We start from the raw sequence: 21538 nt of genomic DNA, 5'->3' as shown, positions 1-21538 counted from the left end.
TGGGACCTCGACGCAGGCTTGCATGACGACTTCTGTGTTTGCAACAGCGAGTTGTTGCTGCGGGGAATTTTTGCAAGGGTTTTCCCTATCCCTGGAAAGGCCATTGCGCTGGCGTTGGTTTTGTTTTTGCGCGAGATCGGGTAACTTGATTCTACGTATGCATGTTGATGCATAAATTACCAAAAAGCACCAGATGATTCCCTCAAGCACCCGCCATTCCGTCGCCTTCAAGCTGTCTTTGACGGCTTTGCTCAGTCTGTTGGCGGTTTTGTTGGCCACGATGGGCATCGTCAGTACCCTGCTTTGGAAAGACTTCGGCCGCCTCGCGCGTGGTGATGCCATGCAATACGCCGCCCAGGTACGCACTTTGGTCCAGACTTTTGATGAAACGGCACAGGAGCAGGCCAAGCGCGACTTCACCCTGTTCAAGGCGAATTTCCCAGGTCAATTCACCGTGGCAGAGTCGCCTGGGGCCGATGGAAAGCCCGAGGCTGTGCTGTCGTTCCAAGGGGCCTCCGTCAACGGCGACTTTGAAGTGGTGGACCGATTCTCGAAGGACAGCACGGGTGCCGTGGCCACGATTTTCGCGCGCACTGGCGACGATTTCATTCGTGTGACCACGTCGCTCAAAAAGCAGGACGGCGAGCGCGCTTACAAGACCTTGCTGGACCGTAAGCACCCTGCCTATGCCCTCATGAATGAGGGCAAAACCTATATTGGCCGTGCCAGTCTGTTTGGCCGTGAGTACATGACCGTTTATGAGCCCATCCGTGATGGGACTCGCACCATTGGCATCCTGTTCATTGGCTCCGACATGGGTGCCATTCTGGGCAAGCTCGACACCGTGATGGCAGGACAAAAACTGTTTACCTCGGGTGCTGTGTATGCCGTCAATCTCTCATCGGGCCCCGCACGGGGCAGTGTTTTCGGGTTGCCCGGCGCTGGCAAGTCCCTGAAGTTGGATGACAAGGACGCCAACGCCAAGGCTTGGCTGGCGTCGTTGGCTGCGGTCCAGCCCTCTGGCGATCTGGAGTCCGATTGGTCGCCCCGTGGCAACGGCGAGAGCGATACCGCCACCCGCTACGTGGCGGTTGAGCACTATAAACCTTGGAGCTGGGCCATCGTTGCCGAGGCACCTTTGACAGAAATGATGAGTGAAGCGCGCGGCGTGCTCACCTGGCTTTGGCTGGGTGTGGCGGTGGCACTCGCGTTGCTCACTGCGGTGCTGTTGGTGGCTACGCGCAGGCTGGTGGGTGTCCCCGTGCAGCAGCTAAGTACGGCCCTTGGCTATCTGGCGCAGGGGGATCTCACGCACGCTGTGTCCGTTCGGTCGCGTGATGAAATCGGCTCTCTGGCCCAGGCCATGGAAGGTTTTCGCGTCCGGTTGGTGGAAAGTCTGGGCACGGTGCGTATCAGTGCCGACAGCGTATCTGCTGCCAGTACGGAGATTGCACAGGGCAATCAGGACCTATCGGGCCGTACCGAAAGTCAGGCCAGTGCGTTGGAGCAGACGGCGGCCAGCATGGAGCAACTGGGCGCCACCATACGCCACAACGCCGACAGCGCAGGCCAAGCCAACCAATTGGCCGTGGGAGCCAGCCGGGTTGCCCAGCAGGGTGGTGAGGTGGTGTCCAAAGTGGTCCGCACGATGCAGGACATCAACAACAGCAGCCAGAGGATTGCCGACATCATTGGCGTGATCGACGGCATTGCTTTTCAGACCAACATCCTGGCACTCAACGCGGCGGTCGAGGCGGCACGCGCGGGTGAACAAGGTCGCGGCTTCGCGGTGGTGGCCGCCGAGGTGCGCAATCTGGCCCAGCGCACGGCTGCTGAAGCCAAGGCCATCAAGGAGCTGATTGGTGCCAGCAGCGCCATGGTGCAACAGGGCTCGGTGCTGGCTGATCAGGCGGGCACCACGATGCAGGAAGTCGTCAGTTCTATCCAGCGCGTGGCCGACATGGTCTCTGAAATCAGCGCGGCCAGTAACGAGCAGACCGCCGGAGTTGGCCAGGTGGGTGAGGCTGTCACACAGCTCGACCAGACCACGCAGCAGAACGCGGCGCTGGTGGAGGAAATGGCCGCTGCTGCCAGCAGCCTGCGCACTCAGGCGCAGCAGATGGTGGAGGCCATTGCACGGTTCAACCTGGGCGGCGGCGAGGGGCTGCGCTGACCCCTGCGGTGGCTATGGGATCGTTGTCACCGACTCTGGTGTTGAGCGCCTGTTGTTCTCAGTAACGTGTCGGTTTGGAGGCTGATCACCGAAATGGAATGGGTTTGGCGGGCGACGGCGCTGCTTGTGGCAGCCGCGAGTTGAAAAAGCCGGCCAGTCCCCGTTGTACGTCGGGGTGAAGGCGCCACGCTGTCCAGCCCAGCCCCAAGCTTCGCAGGTACACGGTGACGTAGGCCTCTTCCAATGGGTATTCGATGGCGAGAGTGGGGTTGTCCTGCCGCATCACGGGAACTCCGTCGCCGTTGTCATCTTTGGGAGCTGTTGTGACTTCGGGCGTCATCTGAGAGCGCAACGTGGCCAGTTCTCGGATCAGATTTTCGATCTCGGGTGCCGTCAGGGTCTTGTTGATTGCCAGGGTGGCCTGTGTGCGGTCGTCGCTCAGTTGCATGGAGCTTTTCCTTCTTTCGCTGGGAGTGGTTAACCCTTTATTGTGCTGCTTTCGGCTGGGCGTTTGCTGACGATGCCAAAACTCCCAATCAGAACCATTGCCGGGGGGGCGGTCGGGAAGCGCGTTGGCGTGGCTACAATAGTGCTCATTGGAACTCCTAAATGGCGTAAGCTGTGTAGCGGTGCCAATCGCCAGACTGAAATCCCGTTTTCCATCAACGGGTTACACAAGGCGGGTGTAGTTCAATGGTAGAACGGCAGCTTCCCAAGCTTCATACGAGGGTTCGATTCCCTTCACCCGCTCCAAGTGTTTTAAGGTCTTGATTCATAAGAATTTTTTAAAGCAAACGGGTTATTCAACCCACAACTCTCACCCACAAGTTGCTCGAAAAATTGGCTCAAGGAGCCTTTTTTCATGCGAGCACCCGTGCCACGGCTGGTTAAAGACGCCAAGTCAGGTATCTGGTTTTTCCGCTGGTCGCTGCCCAAGTTGCACCAGAAAAACCTAAATCAAAAGAGTCTCTACATGTCACTCCAGACGCGCGATACGCGGCTGTCGTTTGGCGCGGGCATGGTGGTGTCGGGCTCGTGCATCAGCGCGCACTGGTACCGGCTGGCTGAGGGGTCCATGGTGTCCCCGTTTGCGCTGGTTGGATCGGCATTGGGCTTCATCCTGGGTTTTAAGACCTGGAACCCCTTGTACAGCCTGGGCGTGGCGGATGCGCCCGTGATCTGGTTGCCTGCCCACCTGGGGTATGCCGGTGCCTTGCTGGTGCAACTGGGCTGGTTGGCCCTGTTGGCTGCCTAGCTGTGGCGTGGCTTTGCGCGGGAGTCCGCCATCGCTTCCGCGTCCGCGTCGGGTGCCGTGCTTGCCGTGCCTGGACTGCGCGCTGTGTGGCGCAACCTGTGGACCGGGCGCTGGCGATACTGGGTTGGCGGGCTGGCTGTTGGGCTGATTGGCACGTTTGCCATCGTGCGCATGCGGCCCTTGGGCGTGACAGCCACGCTGGGCAGTGCGGCACGCCAGTGGGCGCAGGGGCAGGGCTGGATTCCCGATCGGCTGGATGGCTCGATGGCTTTGCGGGCTGTGCGACCGTGCCGCAGCCCACCTGGTTTACCCCCAATGCCTTGTTGTTGGTGGGCCTGGTGGTGGGGGCGTTGGTAGCTGCCCTGGCCAGCCGCCAGTTTGCGGCGCGCTGGCCCACGTGGCGCGATGCTGTGAGGGGGCTGTCGGGCGGTGTGTTGCTGGGCTGGGGGGCAATGACCGGGCTTGGCTGCACCATTGGCACGCTGCTGTCCAGCGGCATGGCGGGTGCGCTGTCGGGCTGGGTGTTTGGGCTGGCCGTATTTTTTGCGCTGTGGGCTGGTCTTCAGATCAAGCGGCTGTGGCTGAGCAGGGGGCTACAGCAACGCTAAGAGCCTGTTGACGATCCTCTGGGAGATCGTCAACAGGCTCTAAGACCGCCGCGCAGGCCCATCCGATACACTGCGCTCCGCATGGACGCGCACACGAAAACGATGACCCTGATGGCTTGGCTCCGGCTGGCGGTTTTGGCCACCAGTGTGGGTGGCTGCGCTTATTCACCCCCCGCGCCGTTCATTGTTGTTGGCAACGAGAAGTCGGTATCCATCAACTGGGAAAATTCAACGCTGGGCCCTGACGGAGCCCTCAATGCGGCCGAAAAACATTGCGCACGATATGGCCTGGGGGCAGAACTGTCGGCCCAGGTCAGTCGCTTTGAAGTGATCTACCGCTGCGTGTAAGCCCCTCGCTGCAGACGCGCAAGAGACTTCGGGCGCCAAAGCGCGCAGGGACGCAATCCACCTGCGCTTTCAGACATTTTGGGCTCGAAGCGCTAGAAATATCTGCCTGTAAAGCTATAAAAATTATAGCTATTCACCGGCAGAGCGAAGCGGCAGCCCCCTGGCATCCGCTCACTGGCCGCTCTGAATGTCGCCCAGGCACAGGTACTTGATCTCCACATAGTCGTCCATGCCGTAGTGCGAGCCTTCGCGGCCCAGGCCCGACTGCTTGACGCCGCCAAAGGGTACGTGTTCTGTGGCCAGAATGCCCACGTTGGCACCGACCATGCCGTATTCCAGCGCCTCGGTCACGCGGAAGATGCGACCCACGTCGCGGCTGTAGAAGTAGCTGGCCAGGCCGAACTCTGTGTTGTTGGCTGCGTCGATGGCTTCCTGCTCGGTCTTGAACTTGAACACGGGCGCAAACGGGCCAAAGGTTTCTTCGCGGGCACACAGCATGTCGGCCGATGCATTGGCCACCACCGTGGGCTCGAAGAACTGCCCGGAGCCCAGACTCTTGAGCCGCTGGCCGCCAGCCACCACCTGTCCGCCCTTGGCCAGCGCGTCGTCCACGTGGCGCTGCACCTTGGCCAGAGCCGCTTCCTCGATCAGCGGGCCCTGGTTCACACCGGCTTCAAAGCCATTGCCCACCTTGGCCGTCTTGACCTTGGCGGCGAACTTGGCCACGAACTCGTCGTACACGCCTTCCTGCACGTAAAAGCGGTTGGTGCACACGCAGGTCTGGCCCGCGTTGCGGTACTTGCTGGCAAAGGCACCTTCCACGGCGCTGTCGATATCGGCGTCGTCGAACACGATGAAGGGCGCATTGCCACCCAGCTCCAGCGACATCTTCTTGACCGTGGGGGCCGACTGCGCCATCAGGATGCGGCCCACTTCGGTGCTGCCCGTGAAGCTGATGTGGCGCACCACGTCGCTCGCACACAGCACCTTGCCGATGGCGATGGAGTTGTCGCTGTCGGCGGGCAGGATGTTGAACACCCCGGCAGGGATGCCTGCGCGGATGGCCAGCTCGGCCGCGGCCAAGGCGGTGAGCGGCGTCAACTCGGCCGGCTTGATGACCACGGGGCAGCCCGCAGCCAGCGCAGGCGCGACCTTGCGGGTGATCATGGCCAGCGGGAAGTTCCATGGCGTGATGGCCGCGCACACGCCGATGGGTTGCTTGAGCACCAGCAGGCGGCGGTTGTTGTCAAACTGGGGCAGGGTCTCGCCGTTGATGCGCTTGGCCTCTTCGGCAAACCATTCCACAAAGCTCGCGCCGTAGGCGACCTCGCCCTTGGCTTCTGGCAGGGGCTTGCCCTGCTCGGCGGTCATGATGCGGCCTAGGTCGTCCTGGTTCGCCATAAGCAGGTCAAACCACTTGCGCAGGATGATGCTGCGCTCTTTGGCGGTCCTGGTCTTCCAAGGGCCCCAGGCGGCGTTGGCGGCGGCAATGGCGGCCTCGGCATCCTGCGGGCCCAGATTGGCCACGTCGGCCAGCTTCAGGCCCGTGGCTGGGTCGTTCACGTCAAAGCGGCTGCTGCCCGCCACCCACTGGCCGTTGATGAGGCCGTCAGTCTTGAGCAGCGTGGGGTCGTTCAGCAGTGCGAGGGGAGATGTCTTCATGTCCATGGGAATACTTCCGGGAGAGGTGACGAAACGAAGGGCGAGGAAAAGGGAAGGGGCGCAGCGCGGGGGCCAAGAGCCCGCATACGTCTAGCCAAAGGCTAGCATGGGCGAGGCTGCGCCATGCGTCGCCAAAGTGGCACGGGCAACAGGGGCATGGGTGCGGATGCGTGCATGGTTGAACACGGCTTGCGCCCTCATGCGCGCCGGCCCCGCAGCCACTCCAGCGCCAGCAAGAGGCTGGTGGTGAAGAGGATGAGCAGTGTGGCCACTGCGGCAATGGTGGGCGAAATGTTCTCGCGGATGCCATTGAACATCTGGCGCGGCAGCGTGGACTGGTCGGCCCCGGCCAGGAAGAGGGTGACCACCACTTCATCAAAGGAGGTGGCAAACGCAAACAGCGCGCCGGAGATCACGCCCGGCGCAATCACCGGCAGCGTCACGCGGAAGAAAGTGTTGAGCGGTGTCTCACCCAGGCTCAGCGAGGCGCGCACCAGGTTGTGGTTGAAGCCCGCCAGCGTGGCCAGCACGGTGGTCAGCACAAAGGGTGCGCCCAGGGCTGCGTGCACGATGATGAGGCCGAAGTAGCTGTCGGCCAGGCCCAGCGGCGCGAAGTACAGGTAGGTGGCCACGCCCACCACGATGATGGGCACCACCATGGGGGCAATCAGGATGGCCATGAGCAGTCCCTTGAACCGGAAGTCCGCCCGCGACAGGCCCACGGCGGCCAGGGTGCCCAGCACAGTGGCAATCAGCGTGGCTGCGGGCGCCACAATGAAGCTGTTGCGCGTGGCACGGGCCCATTCGGCCGACTCGAAGAGGTTGCGGTACCACTTGAGCGACCAGCCGTGGATGGGGTAGGCGAGGAACGAGCTTTCGGAGAATGACAGCGGCACCATCACCAGGATGGGGGCCAGCAGGAACACCAGCACGGACACGCACAGCGCGCGCACGGCCCACCAGCCGAGCTTGTCGGCCAACGTGGCGTACAGGGGGAATTGGGGCAGGCGAAACATGGGCAGCGACTTTCAGCTTTGGAGGGAGTGATCAGCCCAGACTCAATTCGGCTTTGCCAATGCGGCGGTACACGCCGTACAGCAGCAGCGTGGCAGCCAGCAGCAGGGCACCCAGCGCGCAGGCCATGCCCCAGTTCACTTCCACATTGGTGTAGCGGGCGATGTAGTAGCTCAGCATCTGGTCATCGGCCCCGCCCAGCAGTGCGGGCGTGACGTAGTAGCCAATGGCCAGGATGAACACCAGCAGCGCACCCGCGCCAATGCCGGGGTAGGTTTGCGGCACATACACCCGAAAGAACGCGGCAATCGGCGAGCTGCCCAGCGACACCGCCGCGCGCAGGTAGGTGGGCGGCACGCTTTTCATCACGCTGTACAGCGGCAGGATCATGAACGGCAGCAGGATGTGCACCATCGCAATCACCACGCCCGTGCGGTTGAACAGCAGTGCCAGCGGCTGTTCGATCAGGCCCAGGCCCATCAGGCCCCGGTTGACCAGGCCTTCGGATTGCAGCAGCACGATCCAAGCGGCCACACGCACCAGGATCGAGGTCCAGAAAGGCACCAGCACGAGGATCATCAGCACGTTGGCCGAACGCGCAGGCAATGAGGCCAGCCACCAGGCCAGCGGGTAGCCCACCAGCAGGCACACCAGTGTGACCACCAGGCTGATGTGGAACGTGCGCAGCAGGATGCCCCCAAAGGCGCGCTGCTCCTCGGGCATGCGCTCGACCTGGCCCAGTGCGTCGCGCTGCAGGTCCACCGATGCAAGCAGGTAGTCGGGCGTCCAGCGGGCGCCGTTCTTGGCTATGGCGCGCCAGAAGGGAGACTCGCCCCAGCGGGGGTCGGCGCCCAGCAGGCGCTCCCTGATGGCGTCGGCAGAACCTTCAAAAGGCAGGTCGCGGTAGGCCCCCATCACCATGGAGCGTGCGCCCGGCACCTCAGAGTTGAGCCGGCGCGCCAGGGCGCCAGCGTCCGAACGGTCGGGCAGGCGGGCGAGATCGCCCACCAGCGCGGCGTAGGCCGTCGCCGGTGGTGCGTCGCGCCGGTCCCAGCCGTCCAGGGCACGCATGGTGCCGGGCAGCGCGTTGGCCACCTCGGGGTTCTCCACCGCGCGCTGCAGCAGCGCGGCAATGGGCACCAGCAGCGTGAGCAGCAGAAACACCAGCAAGGGCAGCGTGAGGCTGAACGCCCGCCATTTGCGCCGCACTTCGGCGCGGGCCAAGGCTTTGTGCAGAGCGCCGGGGGCGTGGCTGTCCTGTGCGCGGTGCGGGGCCATATCAGGGGCGTTCATGGCGATCACGCCGGAGTGGGCTTGCATGGTGGTGGGCTCTGTCTGCTGCTGGTGTGGGCTCATGGCTCAGGCGGGCGGGCGCAGGCTTACTGCGTGGCCCAGGCGGCAAAGCGCTTTTCCAGCGCCTCGCCCTGGTCGGCCCAGAAGCCCACGCTGAACTGCAGGGCCTCCTTGGCGCTGGTGGCCGAGGTGGGCAGGTCGTCCAGCACCTTCTTGTCCAGCGACGCCAGGGCCTTGGTGTTGGCCGGGCCATAGGCAATGTTCTGTGCATAGGCGGCTTGCTGTGGGGTCTGCATCGTGAAGGCGATGAACTTCACAGCAGCATCCTTGTTGGGTGTGCCCTTGGGGATGGCCCAGTAGTCCAGGTCGTAGATGCCGCCGGGCCAGTAGATCTTGAGGTTGCGGCCTTCGCGATTGGCGGCGTCGATGCGGCCGTTGAACACCGTGGTCAGGGTCACATCGCCTGCGACCAGGAACTGGGGCGCCTGGGCACCGGCCTCCCACCACTGGATGTTGGGCTTGAGTTCGGTCAGCTTCTTGAACGCGCGGTCGGCGCCGTCCTTGGTGGCCAGCACCTTGTACACGTCGGCGGGCTTCACGCCATCGGCCAGCAGCGCAAATTCGAGGTTGTAGCGCGCGCCCTTGCGCATGCCGCGCTTGCCCGGGATCTTCTTGGTGTCCCAGAAGTCAGCCCAGCTGGTCGGCGGGGTCTTGAGCTTGTCGCCGTTGTAGGCCATGACGGTGGACCACACAAAGATGCCCACAGCGCACTCGTTCACCGCAGCGGGCAGCAGGTCGGCCTTGGGCACGATTTTGCTGTAGTCCAGCTTTTCGTACAGGCCTTCATCGCAGCCGCGCGCGGCGTCGGGCGATTCGACCTCGACCACGTCCCAGGTCACCTTCTTGGCCTCGACCATGGCCTTGACCTTGGCCTGCTCGCCGTTGTACTCCACGGCCACGATCTTGTTGCCGGCCTTTTCGTAGGGCTCGTAGAAGGCCTTCTTTTGTGCATTGGCGTTGGCACCGCCGAAGTTGACGACGGTGAGTTGCTGCTGCGCCAGGCTGGGCAGGGCCAGGCAGGCAGACAGGGCAGCGCAGGCGATCAGGCTCTTGTTTTTCATGGTGCGGTTTCCTAGGGGTTGAGGGAGGGGGACGGGGAACAAAAAAATACGGTTCAGTGAACGTTGGGCGGGGCGTAGATGCGCACGGACTCCGTGGGGAACTCCAGCAGCACCGCATCGCCAGGTTCGGGGTGCGGGTTGGCGTCGGCGCGGGTCAGCGGCAGCTTGGCGGTGGCCTGCGCCTGGCCGGCGCCGATGTCGCACATCAGGCGCAGGTGGTCGCCGTAATAGATGGCACGGGCCACCGTGGCGCGCAGGGCGGGGGCCTGGGGCGTGGCGCTGGCGGCATGCAGCGCAATGCGCTCGGGGCGGATGCAGGCCTCGGCCGGGGCGCCGGGTGCCAGGTGGTTCACATTGAGGCCGGGCAGGCGCTGGCCGTCAGGCAACTGCAGTGCCCACGCCGTACCACTGCCTTGCAGCGTACCGGTGATGACCGTGCTGTCGCCCACAAAACCCGCCACAAAGCGGTTGGACGGGGTCTCGTACAGTGACTCCACATCGGCCAACTGCTGAATGACACCTTCGTTGAACACCGCCACGCGGTCGCTCATGGTCAGGGCTTCGCCCTGGTCATGGGTCACGTACACAAAGGTCACACCCAGCTGGCGGTGCAGCTCTTTCAGCTCGATCTGCATGTGCTCGCGCAGCTGTTTGTCCAGGGCTCCCAGGGGCTCGTCCATCAGCACCAGCTGGGGGTTGAACACCAAGGCGCGGGCCAACGCCACGCGCTGCTGCTGGCCGCCCGACAGGCGTGCGGGCAGGCGGTCGGCCATGCCCGACAGGCGGACCATGTCCAGCGCCTTCTTCACGCGTTCGGCCTGCTCGGCCTTGGGCACCTTGCGCACGGTGAGCGGGTAGGCCACGTTCTGCCCCACGGTGAGGTGGGGGAACAGCGCGTAGTTCTGGAACACCATGCCAAAGTTGCGCTTGTGCGGCGGCGTGCGCGTGATCTGCTTGCCATCGAGCAGGATGTCGCCCGCGGTGGGCGACTCGAAGCCGGCCAGCATCATCAGCGTGGTGGTCTTGCCAGAGCCCGAAGGCCCCAGCAGGCTCAGGAACTCGCCGCGCTGGATGTCCAGGTCCAGCGCACGCACCACAAGCTGTTCGCCGTCGTAGGTTTTTTGCACGCCGCTGAAGCGGACCAGGGGTTCTGCGTGGTTCATGGTGGTGGGGGCAATCAAGGGAGAAGGGATTCAGCCCACAGCTGCGAAGCTGTCGGCCAGGATGGCCAGGCCTTCGTGCAGCAGTTCGTCCGATGCCGTCAGGGGCACCAGGATGCGGATCACGTTGCCGTAGGTGCCGCAGGACAGCAGGATGAGCCCGCGCCGCGCGGCTTCGGCCACGACCTTTTTGGTCAGTGCGGCGTCGGGGCGGTGTACATCGCCGTTTTCAAACAGCTCGATCGCCACCATGGCACCCAGGCCGCGCACGTCGCCGATGGCGGGCACTTTGGCGGCCATTGCTTTCAGGGCACTGACCAGCAACGCGCCCATGTCCTGGCTGCGGGCCAGCAGGTTTTCCTGCTCGAACGCATCGATCACCGCCAGGGCTGCCGCGCAGGCCACCGGGCTGCCCGCATAGGTGCCGCCCAGGCCGCCAGCTGCAGGCGCGTCGATGACGTCAGCGCGGCCCACCACGCCCGACAGGGGGAAGCCGCCCGCCAGCGACTTGGCGGTAGTGATGAGGTCGGGGGCCACCGGCCATTGTTCGCAGGCGAACCACGTGCCCGTGCGGCCCGCGCCTGTCTGCACTTCGTCGGCAATCAGCAGGATGCCGTACCGGTCTGCGAGGGCCTTGAGGCCGGTGATGAACTCGGGCGGGGCCACATAGAAGCCGCCTTCACCCTGCACGGGCTCGACGATGAAGGCGGCCACGCGCTCGGGCTCGATGTCGTTCTTGAAGATCAGCTCCACCGAATGCAGGGCCTGCTCCACGCTCACGCCATGCAGTGCGTTGGGGAACAGCGCGTGGTAAGTCTCACCCGGGAACGGACCAAAACCCACCTTGTACGGAACGACCTTGCCGGTGAGGCCCAGCGTGAGGTTGGTACGGCCGTGGTAGCCGCCCGTGAAGGCGATCACGCCAGGGCGCTTGGTGTAGGCGCGGGCGATCTTGATGGCGTTTTCCACGGCCTCGGCGCCGGTGGTGAGCAGCAGGCTCTTTTTGGCAAACGCGCCGGGGGCCAGCGTGTTCAGGCGCTCGCACACTTCCACGTAGGGTTCGTACGCCACCACCTGAAAGCAGGTGTGGGTGTACAGGTCCAGCTGGGCCTTGACGGCGGCAATCACGCCGGCGTGCAGGTGGCCGGTGTTGAGCACGGCGATGCCGCCGGCAAAGTCGATGAAGCGGCGGCCCTCCACATCCCACAGCTCGGCGTTGCGGGCCTTGTGGATGAAGAGTTCATGGGCCTGGCCCACGCCCCGGGCCACGGCGGCGTGGCGGCGGGTCAGGAGGGCGGCGTTGGTGAAATGGCGGTCTTGCTGCATGGTGTGGGCGGTGGCTGTGAAGGACAAAAAAGGGAATGAAAACCAGGAATGGGGAGAATTCTGGAATCCACGCCACGGCCCGTCCATGTACAGCGCAGCGCTGTTTGGCGCGCACTGTGCAGGTCTAGAATCCTGTACAGGCAATCCCTGATTTGGTGTGCGCCAACCCAGTGCACAATTCGCCCCCTTTTTTGCTCCCCTGATGCTCACTCTCAGCCCCGACCTCCAGACACCTCTGGTCAGCCAGATCGTCGATGGTCTGCGGGGGCTCATCGCCGGGCAGGTGCTCAAACCCGGCAGCAAACTCCCGTCCATCCGCGCTTTTGCCGCTGCGCACGGCGTGAGCGTGTTCACCGTGGTCGAGGCCTACGACCGCCTGGTGGCGCAGGGCTGGCTGGTGTCTCGGGCCAATGCGGGCTTTTTTGTGAAGCGGCGGGGCGACGAGGGCGCTGCGCCCGGCACTGGTGCGCCCGAGCGGGCCGTGCCCCGTTTTGATGCGCGCTGGTACCTCAAACAAATTTTTGAAAACCGCAACCTGCCCATGAAACCGGGCTGCGGCTGGTTGCCGCACGACTGGCTGTTTGGCGATGCGGTCAAACGCAGCATGCGCCAGCTGTCGTCCGACGGGCCCGAGCTGGACGGCTATGGCCTGCCGCACGGCCACATGGCGCTGCGCATGGTGGTGGCCGAGTCGCTGGCCGAACACCATCTGGCGGTGGACGCCGACCAGGTGCTGCTCACGCAGGGCTCCAGCCAGGCGCTGGACCTGGTGGCGCGTCGCCTCGTCAAGCCTGGCGATGTGGTGCTGGTGGACGACCCCGGCTACCCCAACCTGTTGTTCATGTTGCGCTTTGCGGGAGCGCAAGTGGTGGGTGTGCCGCGCACCGCCACCGGCTACGACCTGCCCGCACTGGAGGCCCTGCTGGCCGAGCGCCAGCCCACGGTGTTCTTCACGCAGCCGCGCCTGCAAAGCCCCACCTGCTCGGTGGCATCGGTGGCGCACCTGCACCGGCTGCTGCAACTGGCCGAGCAGCACCACTTCATGCTGGTGGAGAACGACATCTACGCCGACATGGACCCCGGTGTGCGCCCCTCGCTGGCCAGCCTGGACCAGCTCAACCGCGTGATCTACCTGGGCAGCTTCTCCAAGACGATTTCGCCCAATCTGCGCACCGGCTTTCTGGCGGCGCGGCGTGACCTGCTCGACGAGCTGGTGCAGCTCAAGATGATCTCGGGCCTGACCTCGTCAGAGATCACCGAGCGCATCACGTTTGGTGTGGTGACGGATGGGCGCTGGCGCAAGCACCTCAAGTCCCTGCGCGAGCGCCTGGCCGAGGCGCACCGTACGGTGGGGCGGCGCTTGCTGAACCTGGGGTTCGAGCTGTTCCACGAGCCCGAGGCGGGCATGTACCTGTGGGCCCGGCACCCCGACCTGCCCGACAGTGCCGAGCTGTCGAAAGAGGCCACCGGTGCGGGCATCATGCTCGGGCCGGGTCAGCTGTTTCTGGTGGAGCCACGGCCTACGGGCTGGCTGCGGTTTAACGTGGCGTTCAGCCAGGACGAGCGGATGTGGCGCTTTCTGGAGCAGCGCATCGAGATGGGCCAGCAGGTGGCGGAACAGGGCAGTTCCCTGACCTGAGTACGCGGTTTGAAGCGTTTTGGGGCGGATGCGCTAGTGCAATATGCCTGGATTGCTATTAAATAGATAGTGATTGACGCAACTGCCCGTGGCCCGGGGGGGCTGCTCCATAGGGACCCTCTGCACGAATCACCGCGTCGTGTGCATCAGCGGGCTCGGGCGGTCTGCAGCGTTGCAAATACTCGCAATAGCTACGGCTATTGCTGCGTTTTGCGCCTTGCAACCCCTCCCGATCCGCTGCGCTCACTTGGCCAGCGAGATTCGTGCAGAGGGTCCCTAGCGGTCGATGATGCGCCGCGCAAAGCGCTCCAGGTACTCCATCAGCTGCTCCGCGCCCGCCACGGCCTGGGCCTCGTCGCCACTGGCAATGCCCTGCGCCAGTTGCATGTGCGCGCGGGCACCCTCTGACACCTCGCCCTCGTGCTGGTAGGCGTACCAGAAGCGGCGGCACTGCACGATGAGCGGTTGCACGCATTTGACGGCCGAGTGGTTCTGGCTGGCCTGGTGGGTGACGAGGTCCAGCTCATGGTCGGCCAGCATGTAGTCGTCGAGGTGGCCGCGCGCTGCGGCCTGCACCATGTTTTCCGCACAGCGCACGATGGCCTGGCGCTGCGGCGCGGTGGCGCGGCGTGCGGCGTTGGAGGCCAGCAGGCGCTCCAGAACGCGGCGGGTCTGGATCACGTCCAGGTGGTCGGCCAGGTCGATGTGCGACACCAGCAGCCCGCGCCGGGGCTGCTGCACGATGAGCCCGATGGACACCATGCGCAGCAGCGCCTCGCGCACCGGTGTGCGGCCCAGGCCCGTGCTTTCGGCGATCTCGGCCTCCACCACGGGGCTGCCGGGCTGCAGCTGCAGCGTGGAGATCATGGTCTCGATGGCGTCGTAGGCCACGTCCGCCGCGCGCCGCTTGGGCGCGGGGTCTTGCTGGGGGGAGGGGCGGCGGAGTGTCATCGGGCGTGAAGGACGTTGCGGGAGGCCGCATCTTATGGGATGCGGCCCCGGTGACCCTTGCGGACTGTCAGAGGCTTGCGCCCGCCTTGCGCAGCTCGGCAATCTGCGGTGCCTTGGGCAGCCACAGTTTGTCGAACTCCTGGATGATGCCGTCCGGGTTGAACGACGATGCCGTCTTGAAGGCAATGGACGTGCCCTTGAACTTCTCGATCAGCCCGGCCTCGGTGGTCACGATGTCGTTGATCTGCGCGTCGAGCGACTGGGCCGCCAGCTTGCGGATGATGTCCTTGTCCTTGGCATCCAGACCTTGCCAGATGCGGCCGGAGACCAGCGGAGCGAACGGCATGAACAGGGCGTTCATCTGCAGCAGCGTCTTGGCCACCTTGTCGAAACGCTGGTTCCAGGAGAACTCGATATCCGCCTCCAGCCCATCGACCTGGCCGTTGCTCATGGCATCAAACACCTGCGGCGTGGGGATGGGCGTGGGCGCTGCGCCCAGCATTTGATAAAAGTCGCGGTACACGGGCGTGGGGTTGATGCGCAGCTTCATGCCCTTGATGTCGGTGGGCACGCTGATGTCCTTGGTGGAGAACACGGCGCGCATGCCGGTGATGCCCCAGCCCAGGCCAATGGTGCCGGTCTCGCGGGGTAGCGCCTCCAGCAGCTTGGTGGCGGCTGGGTGCTTGACCAGCTTGGCCACGGCGGGCGTGGAGCGCACCAGGTACGGCGCATTGATGGCCGCGATGCTGGACACGCGCGAGCCCAGCTCGGCCGCCTGGATCCAGCCCATGTCGAGAGCACCGGACTGCAGCTGCTGCATCATGGCCGCCTCGTTGCCCAACTGGCCCGAGTGGAAGACGGTGACGCTCAGGCGCCCGTCGGTTTCCTTCTTCAGTGCCTCGCCAAACTGCAGTGCGGCGCGGTTCCAGGAGTGGCCTGCGGGCGTGATCAGGCCCAGGCGAAACTCCTTGGCGTCGGCGGCACGCACCAGCGCTGGAAAGCCCAGCCCCGTGACGGTGGCAGCGGCCACGGCGTGGCGCTGGATGAAATGGCGGCGGGTGACAGTGCTGGTGTTGGCAGGCTGGTTCGTCATGGTGAACTCCGTGTGAAAGAACGTTGGGAGGGAGACGGATCTGTCGGACGGCATGCCCCGCTACTTGAGCAGGCCGAGCGACAGGCTGGGGAACAGCGACAACATCACCAGCGCCACGCAGCTGATGATGAAAAACGGCAACGTGACTATGAACATCTTTCCGGGCTTGGCCCCGGTGACGGCTGACGCGACAAAAAAGCTCAGGCCCACGGGTGGGGTCATCAGCCCCAGCACCAGGTTGACGACGATCACCACACCAAAATGGCGCGGGTCGATGTGATAGACCTCGGTGGCAATCGGCAGCAGGATGGGCGCGGTCATGATGAGACCGGGGATGCCGTCGATCACCGTGCCGATGACCAGCAGGATGACGTTGGTGAGCAGCAAGAAGGTGACCGGGTCGTGCGCCACGGTCTGCACCCAGGCGGCCACCATCTGAGGCACCTTGCCGTAGATCAGCAACCACGAGAACACGGCCGCTGCCGCCACCAAAAACAGCACGATGGCGGAGTAAATGGCTGAGCGCAGCAGGATGGCGGGCATGGCGCTGAACCGGAACTCCTTGGTCAAATAGCGCCCCACCAGCGCCGATACCAGCGCACCCACGGCGGCAGATTCGGTCGGGTTGGCCAGGCCACTGAGGATGGAGCCCACGATGATGATGGGGATCAGCAGTGTGGGGCTGGCTTGCACCACGGTGCGCGCGCGCTGGGCCAGCGTGCGCTTTTCGCTGCGCGGGTAGTTGTAGACAAAGCCCATGAGCGCGATCACGACAAAGAACAGCACGGTGAGCAGCACGCCGGGCAGGATGCCTGCAATCAGCATGTCGCCCACGGCCACCTGGGCCAGCACGCTGTAGACCACAAACATTACCGAGGGCGGGATGATGGGCCCCAGCATGCCGCCGTACACCGTGAGGCCGGCCGCAAAGGTCTTGTCGTAGCCCTGCTTTTCCATCTCGGGCACCATGACCTGCGACATGATGGCCACCTGCGCGGTGGCCGAGCCGATGATGGACGACACCAGCATGTTGGCCAGGATGTTCACGTAGGCCAGCCCCCCTTTGACCGAACCGATGAAGGCCATGGACAGGTCCACCAGCCGCCGCGTGATGCCGCCGCTGTTCATGATCTCGCCGATCAGGATGAACAGCGGGATGGCGATGAGGCCATAGCTGTCCACCCCGCCGAACATCTGCATGGGGAACGACTGGAACAGCACCGGGCTGCCGATGCTGAGGATGTACACCGCGCCCGACAGGCACAGGCATACGCCGATGGGCACACCCACCATCAATGCGGCGAGGAAAAACAGGGTGGTGATCATGGTCGGGCTCTGGTGGGTTTTGCGGGCGCAGGGGCGTTCAGTTCACGGCGTCGGCGTTGACTACGTCGAAGCCCGCGTGCTGCACACGCTCTGCAGCGCCCATGTCTTCGAGCAGGTTGGCCAGTGCATGCACGCTGAAGGTGGCCGAGAAGATCGGCAGGATGAGTTGCAGCACCCAGGTGGGCCAGTTCAGCGTCTGGGTGCGCTCGGTGTAGATGAAATTGAAGCTCTCGGCCGCAAACTCCTTGGCGTCAAAGCCGTAGCGCGCAATGCCGATGGGGTCCATCCACACCCAGCACATCACCAGCATGGCCAGGCCAAACAGCAGCACGCCGGACGTGGCCACCACCTTGAATGTCTTGGCGCCCCGCGCGCCGAGGTGGTCGGTCAGCATGGTCACGGCAAAGTCCATGCGCAGCCGCGTCATGACCGAGGCGCCCACAAAGGTCAGCCAGACCACCGTGTAGACCGCCGCCTCGTCAACCCAGTAGATGGGCATGCCGGTGTAGCGCGTGACCACGTTGAGCAGGATCAGCAGCACTAGCAACGTCATGAGGGCGGTGAGCAGATGCCGCTCCATGCGCAGAACCTGCGTGGACAGCGCCAGCACCCAGCGGACGGGAGCGCGGGGCGCCGGAGATTGCGGGGCGGGTGGACTGTTGGGCGTGGGCATGATGGGGTTCCTGGGGAGGAGGCGCGGCGATGAAAGAGAAAGCCTTGTGTCTTTTAATATCTAACAAATATATTTAAAAGCAAGATGGATGCCTGCTGGGTGCGGGTAAGCCCTGAAAGGAAGGACGGGGAAAAACGGCTGCGCGCGCGTCAGCCCGAGGGAGTTGCGAGCTCGCGCTGAGCGCTGGTGGTGGGCGCGGGCGTGCAGGCTGCCAGCGTGCCAATGCGTGTGGGCGCCAGCAGATGCCGTGGGGGCGCAGGCGTCCAGCCAAACAGGTGCTGGGTGGCCGCGCCGCAAATGCGGCCCTGGCAGGCGCCCATGCCACAGCGGGTGTGGAGCTTGGCCTCGATCCAGCCGTCGCGATCGGCCAGTGCAGCGTAGGGCACGTCTTCGCAGCGGCACACCAGGGTGCCGGGTTGCGCCAATGTCTTGAGTGTTTCGTTCAGCGGGAAAGAAGCCTGCAGCATCTGCGCAAAGCCCTCCCAGCGTGCCAGTTGCGGGCGCAGCGCCTGGGCCTGTTGCACCTGTCCCGCTGCCACATGTCCTGCCATGGCGCCCTGAACCAGTGCACGTTCGCTGCCGCCAAAGCCGGTGGCTTCACCCGCGGCGAACACACCGGGCACGCTGGTGCGCATCTGTGCATCGACAGCCAGGCCCTGGCCACCGCTCAGCGGCCCGCCCAGTGTGCAGCCCAGCATCTGCCCCAGGTGGGTGTTGGGCACCAGCCCGAACCCGCAGGCCACGCGGTCGCAAGCCATGGTTTCTTCGGCGTGTTGGCCTTTGCGCAGCCTCACTGTTTGCACCTGCGTGGTGCCTTGGACTTCCAGCACATGGCTGCTGGCGCGCAACTGTGGGTGAAGCAGCGTGAGGGCTTGCAACGCCTTGGCAGGCCAGCGCGGCAGTTGCGCTGCAAAGCCAGCGAGCGCGCTCCACGGCGCCTGCTCGGCCACGCGCACCACGGTGGCACCCGCTTTGTTGGCGGTGGCGGCAGCGGCCAGCAGCAGAGGGCCTGTGCCTGCAATGACGATGCGCTGGCCGCGCACGTCGAGCCCTGCCTTGATGAGGGCCTGCAAGGCGCCTGCACCCGTCACACCGGGCAACGTCCAGCCCGGAAAGGGCAGCAGCAGCTCGCGGGCTCCGGTGCACAGGATGATGCGGTGGCTGTGCTGGGTCCAGCCCCGGTCTGCATCTTCCAGCAGCAGGGTAGGGGCCTTGTCGCTGGGTTGGGAATCACCCAGGCCCACCACGCGGGTGCCAGGCAGCAGGCGGATGTTGGTGTGCCGGGCCAGCGCCGCGCGGTGCTGTTGCGCCAGGGCGGGCAAGACCACCTGGGGGCCGTCGCGCCAGATTTGCCCACCGGGCTGCGGGTTGTCGTCCACGATGGTGATCGCTGCCCCGCTGGGCGCGGCAGCGAGGGCGGCCGCCAAACCTGCAGGGCCTGCGCCGATGATGAGGATGTCGCAGTGCTCGTGCGCCGAGTGTTGCTCGGTCATGGATGGGGTCACGGGCTGGTTCATGGCGTGGCGCTCCCGGGTGCTGTGCCGACATCGGTATGAATCGACATGCCGTCGGTGCAGACCGTCTGGCACGCCAGGCGTGTGCGGCCGTGGATGCGGACCCGGCATTCGTGGCACACCCCCATGCCACACAGCGGTGCCCGCGCCTCGCCGGTGACAGAGGTGCGTGTGGTGCCTGGCGTTTGCTGCGCCAGGGCGGCGGCGACGCTGGTCCCTGCGGGCACCTGCAGGGGGGTGCCATTCACCACGATGTGCACCAGGGCGGGTGTTCTGGATGCGGTCATGGTGTGCTCAGGCCCGCAAAGCGGGCAGGTGCATAGGGCGTGGGGTCGATCGCAGGCGTGCCTCCTGCGATTTGCGCGGCCAGCAACTGTGCGGTGGCCGGGGCAGTGGTCACGCCCAGCCCTTCATGGCCCACGGCCAGCCATAGGTGCGGGTGTTCGGGGTGCGCGCCAATCAGAGGCAGGCTGTCGGGCGTGGCGGCGCGAAATCCGGTCCAGGTGCGAATGGCGTTGAGGTCGGCCAGGCCCGGCAGGTAGTCGAGTGCACGTTGCAGCATGCGCGCCATGACGGCGTTGTTGACAGCGGGATCGGTGGTGTCGAACTCGCGCGACGAGCCGATCAGCAACTGCCCTGTGGGCCGGGGCTGCACGTTGAAGGCCACCGAGGTACCGTCGCTGTGGTGCGCGCTGGTGATGTAGCCCAACTCCACCAGCTGGTGGTGCACGGAGCCTGGGTAGCGGTCGGTGATGACGAGGTGGCCCTTTTTGGGGCGCAGCGGCAGGCCGGGACACAGCTGCGGGGCCTGGATGCCGCTGGCCAGCACGATGGCGCCGGCGCTGCGCTGGCTTCCGTCGCGCAGGGTGACGGTGTGGCCGTCGATCTGCATCGCTTCAGCCTGCTCAAACACAAAGTGTCCGTGGGCTGCGGCCTGGTCCAGCAGCCACTGGGCTGCGCGCGGGGCATAGACCACGCTGTCCCCCTGCACCTTGAGCGCACCCGCCAGACCGGGGCGCAGTGCGGGTTCTGTGCGGGACAGGGCGGCCGCGTCGAGCATGTCGCAGGCGATGCCATGCGCTCGCAGGGTGGTGCGTTTGTCATGTGCCGCCTGCAGTTCTGCATCGTTGGCAGCCAGCCAGAGCGTGCCGCAGGCGGTGAAAGCGCAGCCTGCGTCCATATGGGGCGCCCAGGTGTGCCAGAGGTCCAGTGATGTCTGGCTCAGCGCCAGTTCAGCCGGGTTGTCGTCCATCACCACCAGGTGGCCCATGCCTGCCGCCGTTGCGCCGCCGAGGCGCGCATCGATCACACGCACCGAGAGCCCGGCCTGTGCGAGGGCGTGGGCGCAGGCGGCGCCCACGATGCCGGCGCCAATGACGAGAACGTCGGTGTGTTGCATGGCGCGCGTGTGTTTTTGGACGAGCGGCGGATTACAGCCGGATGCCCCAGCCAAAGGGGTCGCTGTCTTCGATGAGCAGTGTGGCCTCGGCGCTCATGTGTGCCCGGCCACGCAAGGTGGGGATGACCTTGCCATCGTCCTGCCGCGTGTAGCTGGCCTCGAACTGGCTGCCGATGATGCTGGCCTGGCGCCAGAGTGCGCCCGGTGCCAGCTTGCCGTCGGCCGCCAGGCAGGCCACCTTGGCGCTGGTACCCGTGCCGCAGGGCGAGCGGTCATAGGCCTTGCCGGGACACAGCACATAGTTACGGCTGTCGGCCTGGTCGTCGTCGGCAAACAACTCGATGTGGTCAATCTCACCGCCGTTGTCGCCCCGAATGCCCTGGTCTTTGAGGGCTTGCTGCACGGCGCAGCTATAGGCCATCAACGCCTCCAGGTTGTCACTGGCTACACGCTGGCCGTGGTCAGAGATCAGGAAGAACCAGTTGCCGCCCCAGGCCACATCGCCCACCACGCGGCCATAGCCGGGCACGTCCACCGCCAGCTGATGATGCAGCCGGTAGGCCGGCACGTTGCGCACGCTGACAGAGCCATCCGTGTGCAGGGTGGTGGTGACGGTGCCCACCGGGGTTTCGATGCGGTGCTCGCCAGGGGTGATGCGGCCCAGGTAGGCGAGCGATGCGATCAGCCCGATGGTGCCGTGGCCACACATGCCCAGGTAGCCGCTATTGTTGAAGAAGATCACGCCCGCTGCGTTGGCGGGATCTTGCGGTGCGCAGAGCAGCGCCCCCACCACCACGTCGCTGCCACGCGGCTCCAGCACGGTGGCGGCCCGCCAGGCATCGTGACGCTCGGCCAGCAGCGCACGCCGTTCGGCCATGGTGCCGGTGCCCAGGTCCGGGAAACCGTCGATGACAAGCCGGGTCGGCTCGCCGCCCGTGTGGGAGTCGATCACGTGGATGCGTTGCATGGTGCTGTGGTGGTAG

20 protein-coding genes and 1 tRNA gene are annotated in these 21538 nt (G+C 65.0%); 6 read left to right on the top strand and 15 right to left on the bottom strand.

Annotated features, from left to right (window positions below; translation table 11 throughout):
* The first annotated feature begins 280 nt into the window (after positions 1 to 280).
* Positions 281 to 2173: a methyl-accepting chemotaxis protein gene (locus AC1Q64_RS00280; protein WP_492250037.1), complete on the top strand. Its 1893-nt coding sequence runs from the start codon at positions 281 to 283 to the stop codon at positions 2171 to 2173.
* 85 nt (positions 2174 to 2258) lie between these two features.
* Here AC1Q64_RS00280 and AC1Q64_RS00275 read toward each other — a convergent pair whose 3' ends face one another.
* Complete coding sequence (locus tag AC1Q64_RS00275; RefSeq protein WP_291439839.1) at positions 2259 to 2621, bottom strand: hypothetical protein; 363 nt, start codon at positions 2619 to 2621, stop codon at positions 2259 to 2261.
* A gap of 231 nt (positions 2622 to 2852) precedes the next feature.
* Here AC1Q64_RS00275 and AC1Q64_RS00270 point away from each other — a divergent pair.
* The 4 genes from AC1Q64_RS00270 (at position 2853) to AC1Q64_RS00255 (ending at position 4384) form a co-directional block, all read left to right on the top strand.
* Positions 2853 to 2926 (top strand) — tRNA-Gly (locus AC1Q64_RS00270).
* Positions 2927 to 3146: 220 nt separating this feature from the next.
* A complete protein-coding gene (locus AC1Q64_RS00265) occupies positions 3147 to 3428 on the top strand; it encodes a YeeE/YedE thiosulfate transporter family protein (protein WP_492250036.1) in 282 nt (93 codons plus the stop codon).
* 287 nt (positions 3429 to 3715) lie between these two features.
* Positions 3716 to 4036, top strand: coding sequence for a YeeE/YedE thiosulfate transporter family protein (locus tag AC1Q64_RS00260; RefSeq protein WP_492250035.1), 321 nt, complete (start codon positions 3716 to 3718; stop codon positions 4034 to 4036).
* A gap of 111 nt (positions 4037 to 4147) precedes the next feature.
* The gene (locus tag AC1Q64_RS00255) at positions 4148 to 4384 is read left to right on the top strand and encodes a hypothetical protein (protein ID WP_291435699.1); all 237 of its coding nucleotides are present in this window, start codon (positions 4148 to 4150) and stop codon (positions 4382 to 4384) included.
* A gap of 171 nt (positions 4385 to 4555) precedes the next feature.
* On the opposite strand, the gene AC1Q64_RS00250 is transcribed toward AC1Q64_RS00255, so the two are convergent.
* The 6 genes from AC1Q64_RS00250 to gabT all read right to left on the bottom strand — a co-directional run bounded on the left by AC1Q64_RS00250 (position 4556) and on the right by gabT (position 11960).
* Positions 4556 to 6052, bottom strand: a complete 1497-nt coding sequence (locus AC1Q64_RS00250) for an NAD-dependent succinate-semialdehyde dehydrogenase (RefSeq protein ID WP_492250034.1) — start codon at positions 6050 to 6052, stop codon at positions 4556 to 4558.
* Positions 6053 to 6243: 191 nt separating this feature from the next.
* Positions 6244 to 7062 (bottom strand): ABC transporter permease, encoded by an 819-nt coding sequence (locus tag AC1Q64_RS00245; RefSeq protein WP_108499256.1) that lies wholly within the window; start codon positions 7060 to 7062, stop codon positions 6244 to 6246.
* 31 nt (positions 7063 to 7093) lie between these two features.
* Positions 7094 to 8338 carry an ABC transporter permease gene (locus AC1Q64_RS00240; protein WP_492250315.1) on the bottom strand — a complete coding sequence of 415 codons (1245 nt, stop codon included), beginning with the start codon at positions 8336 to 8338 and terminating at the stop codon, positions 7094 to 7096.
* A gap of 101 nt (positions 8339 to 8439) precedes the next feature.
* The gene (locus AC1Q64_RS00235) at positions 8440 to 9474 is read right to left on the bottom strand and encodes an ABC transporter substrate-binding protein (protein WP_492250033.1); all 1035 of its coding nucleotides are present in this window, start codon (positions 9472 to 9474) and stop codon (positions 8440 to 8442) included.
* Positions 9475 to 9527: 53 nt separating this feature from the next.
* Positions 9528 to 10637 carry an ABC transporter ATP-binding protein gene (locus AC1Q64_RS00230; RefSeq protein ID WP_492250032.1) on the bottom strand — a complete coding sequence of 370 codons (1110 nt, stop codon included), beginning with the start codon at positions 10635 to 10637 and terminating at the stop codon, positions 9528 to 9530.
* A 30-nt stretch (positions 10638 to 10667) separates the two neighbouring features.
* The gene (gene gabT / locus AC1Q64_RS00225; RefSeq protein WP_056063208.1) at positions 10668 to 11960 is read right to left on the bottom strand and encodes a 4-aminobutyrate--2-oxoglutarate transaminase; all 1293 of its coding nucleotides are present in this window, start codon (positions 11958 to 11960) and stop codon (positions 10668 to 10670) included.
* Between the two features lie 202 nt (positions 11961 to 12162).
* Between gabT and AC1Q64_RS00220 the strand changes: the two genes are divergently transcribed.
* Positions 12163 to 13599, top strand: coding sequence for an aminotransferase-like domain-containing protein (locus AC1Q64_RS00220; protein WP_492250031.1), 1437 nt, complete (start codon positions 12163 to 12165; stop codon positions 13597 to 13599).
* 276 nt (positions 13600 to 13875) lie between these two features.
* Here AC1Q64_RS00220 and AC1Q64_RS00215 read toward each other — a convergent pair whose 3' ends face one another.
* The 8 genes from AC1Q64_RS00215 to AC1Q64_RS00180 form a co-directional block, all read right to left on the bottom strand.
* Entirely contained in the window at positions 13876 to 14550 is a 675-nt protein-coding gene (locus tag AC1Q64_RS00215) for a GntR family transcriptional regulator (protein ID WP_056744569.1), read from the bottom strand.
* 67 nt (positions 14551 to 14617) lie between these two features.
* A complete protein-coding gene (locus tag AC1Q64_RS00210; protein ID WP_291435715.1) occupies positions 14618 to 15643 on the bottom strand; it encodes a TRAP transporter substrate-binding protein in 1026 nt (341 codons plus the stop codon).
* A gap of 60 nt (positions 15644 to 15703) precedes the next feature.
* Positions 15704 to 16969: a TRAP transporter large permease gene (locus tag AC1Q64_RS00205; protein WP_492250030.1), complete on the bottom strand. Its 1266-nt coding sequence runs from the start codon at positions 16967 to 16969 to the stop codon at positions 15704 to 15706.
* Positions 16970 to 17006: 37 nt separating this feature from the next.
* The gene (locus tag AC1Q64_RS00200) at positions 17007 to 17642 is read right to left on the bottom strand and encodes a TRAP transporter small permease (RefSeq protein WP_492250029.1); all 636 of its coding nucleotides are present in this window, start codon (positions 17640 to 17642) and stop codon (positions 17007 to 17009) included.
* Positions 17643 to 17791: 149 nt separating this feature from the next.
* A complete protein-coding gene (locus AC1Q64_RS00195; protein ID WP_291435720.1) occupies positions 17792 to 19159 on the bottom strand; it encodes an NAD(P)/FAD-dependent oxidoreductase in 1368 nt (455 codons plus the stop codon).
* The gene (locus AC1Q64_RS00190) at positions 19156 to 19416 is read right to left on the bottom strand and encodes a 2Fe-2S iron-sulfur cluster-binding protein (protein WP_291435768.1); all 261 of its coding nucleotides are present in this window, start codon (positions 19414 to 19416) and stop codon (positions 19156 to 19158) included. The genes AC1Q64_RS00195 and AC1Q64_RS00190 overlap by 4 nt, the downstream gene beginning before the upstream one ends.
* A 23-nt stretch (positions 19417 to 19439) precedes the next feature.
* The gene (locus tag AC1Q64_RS00185; protein WP_492250028.1) at positions 19440 to 20555 is read right to left on the bottom strand and encodes an NAD(P)/FAD-dependent oxidoreductase; all 1116 of its coding nucleotides are present in this window, start codon (positions 20553 to 20555) and stop codon (positions 19440 to 19442) included.
* A 31-nt stretch (positions 20556 to 20586) separates the two neighbouring features.
* A complete protein-coding gene (locus tag AC1Q64_RS00180; RefSeq protein WP_492250027.1) occupies positions 20587 to 21522 on the bottom strand; it encodes a 4-hydroxyproline epimerase in 936 nt (311 codons plus the stop codon).
* Between the last annotated feature and the right edge of the window lie 16 nt (positions 21523 to 21538).

It is taken from the genome of Acidovorax sp. GW835-FHT14G06 (assembly GCF_058793595.1).
Note: the sequence above shows the minus strand (reverse complement) of the source record. Positions and strands in the feature narration are given on the sequence as shown.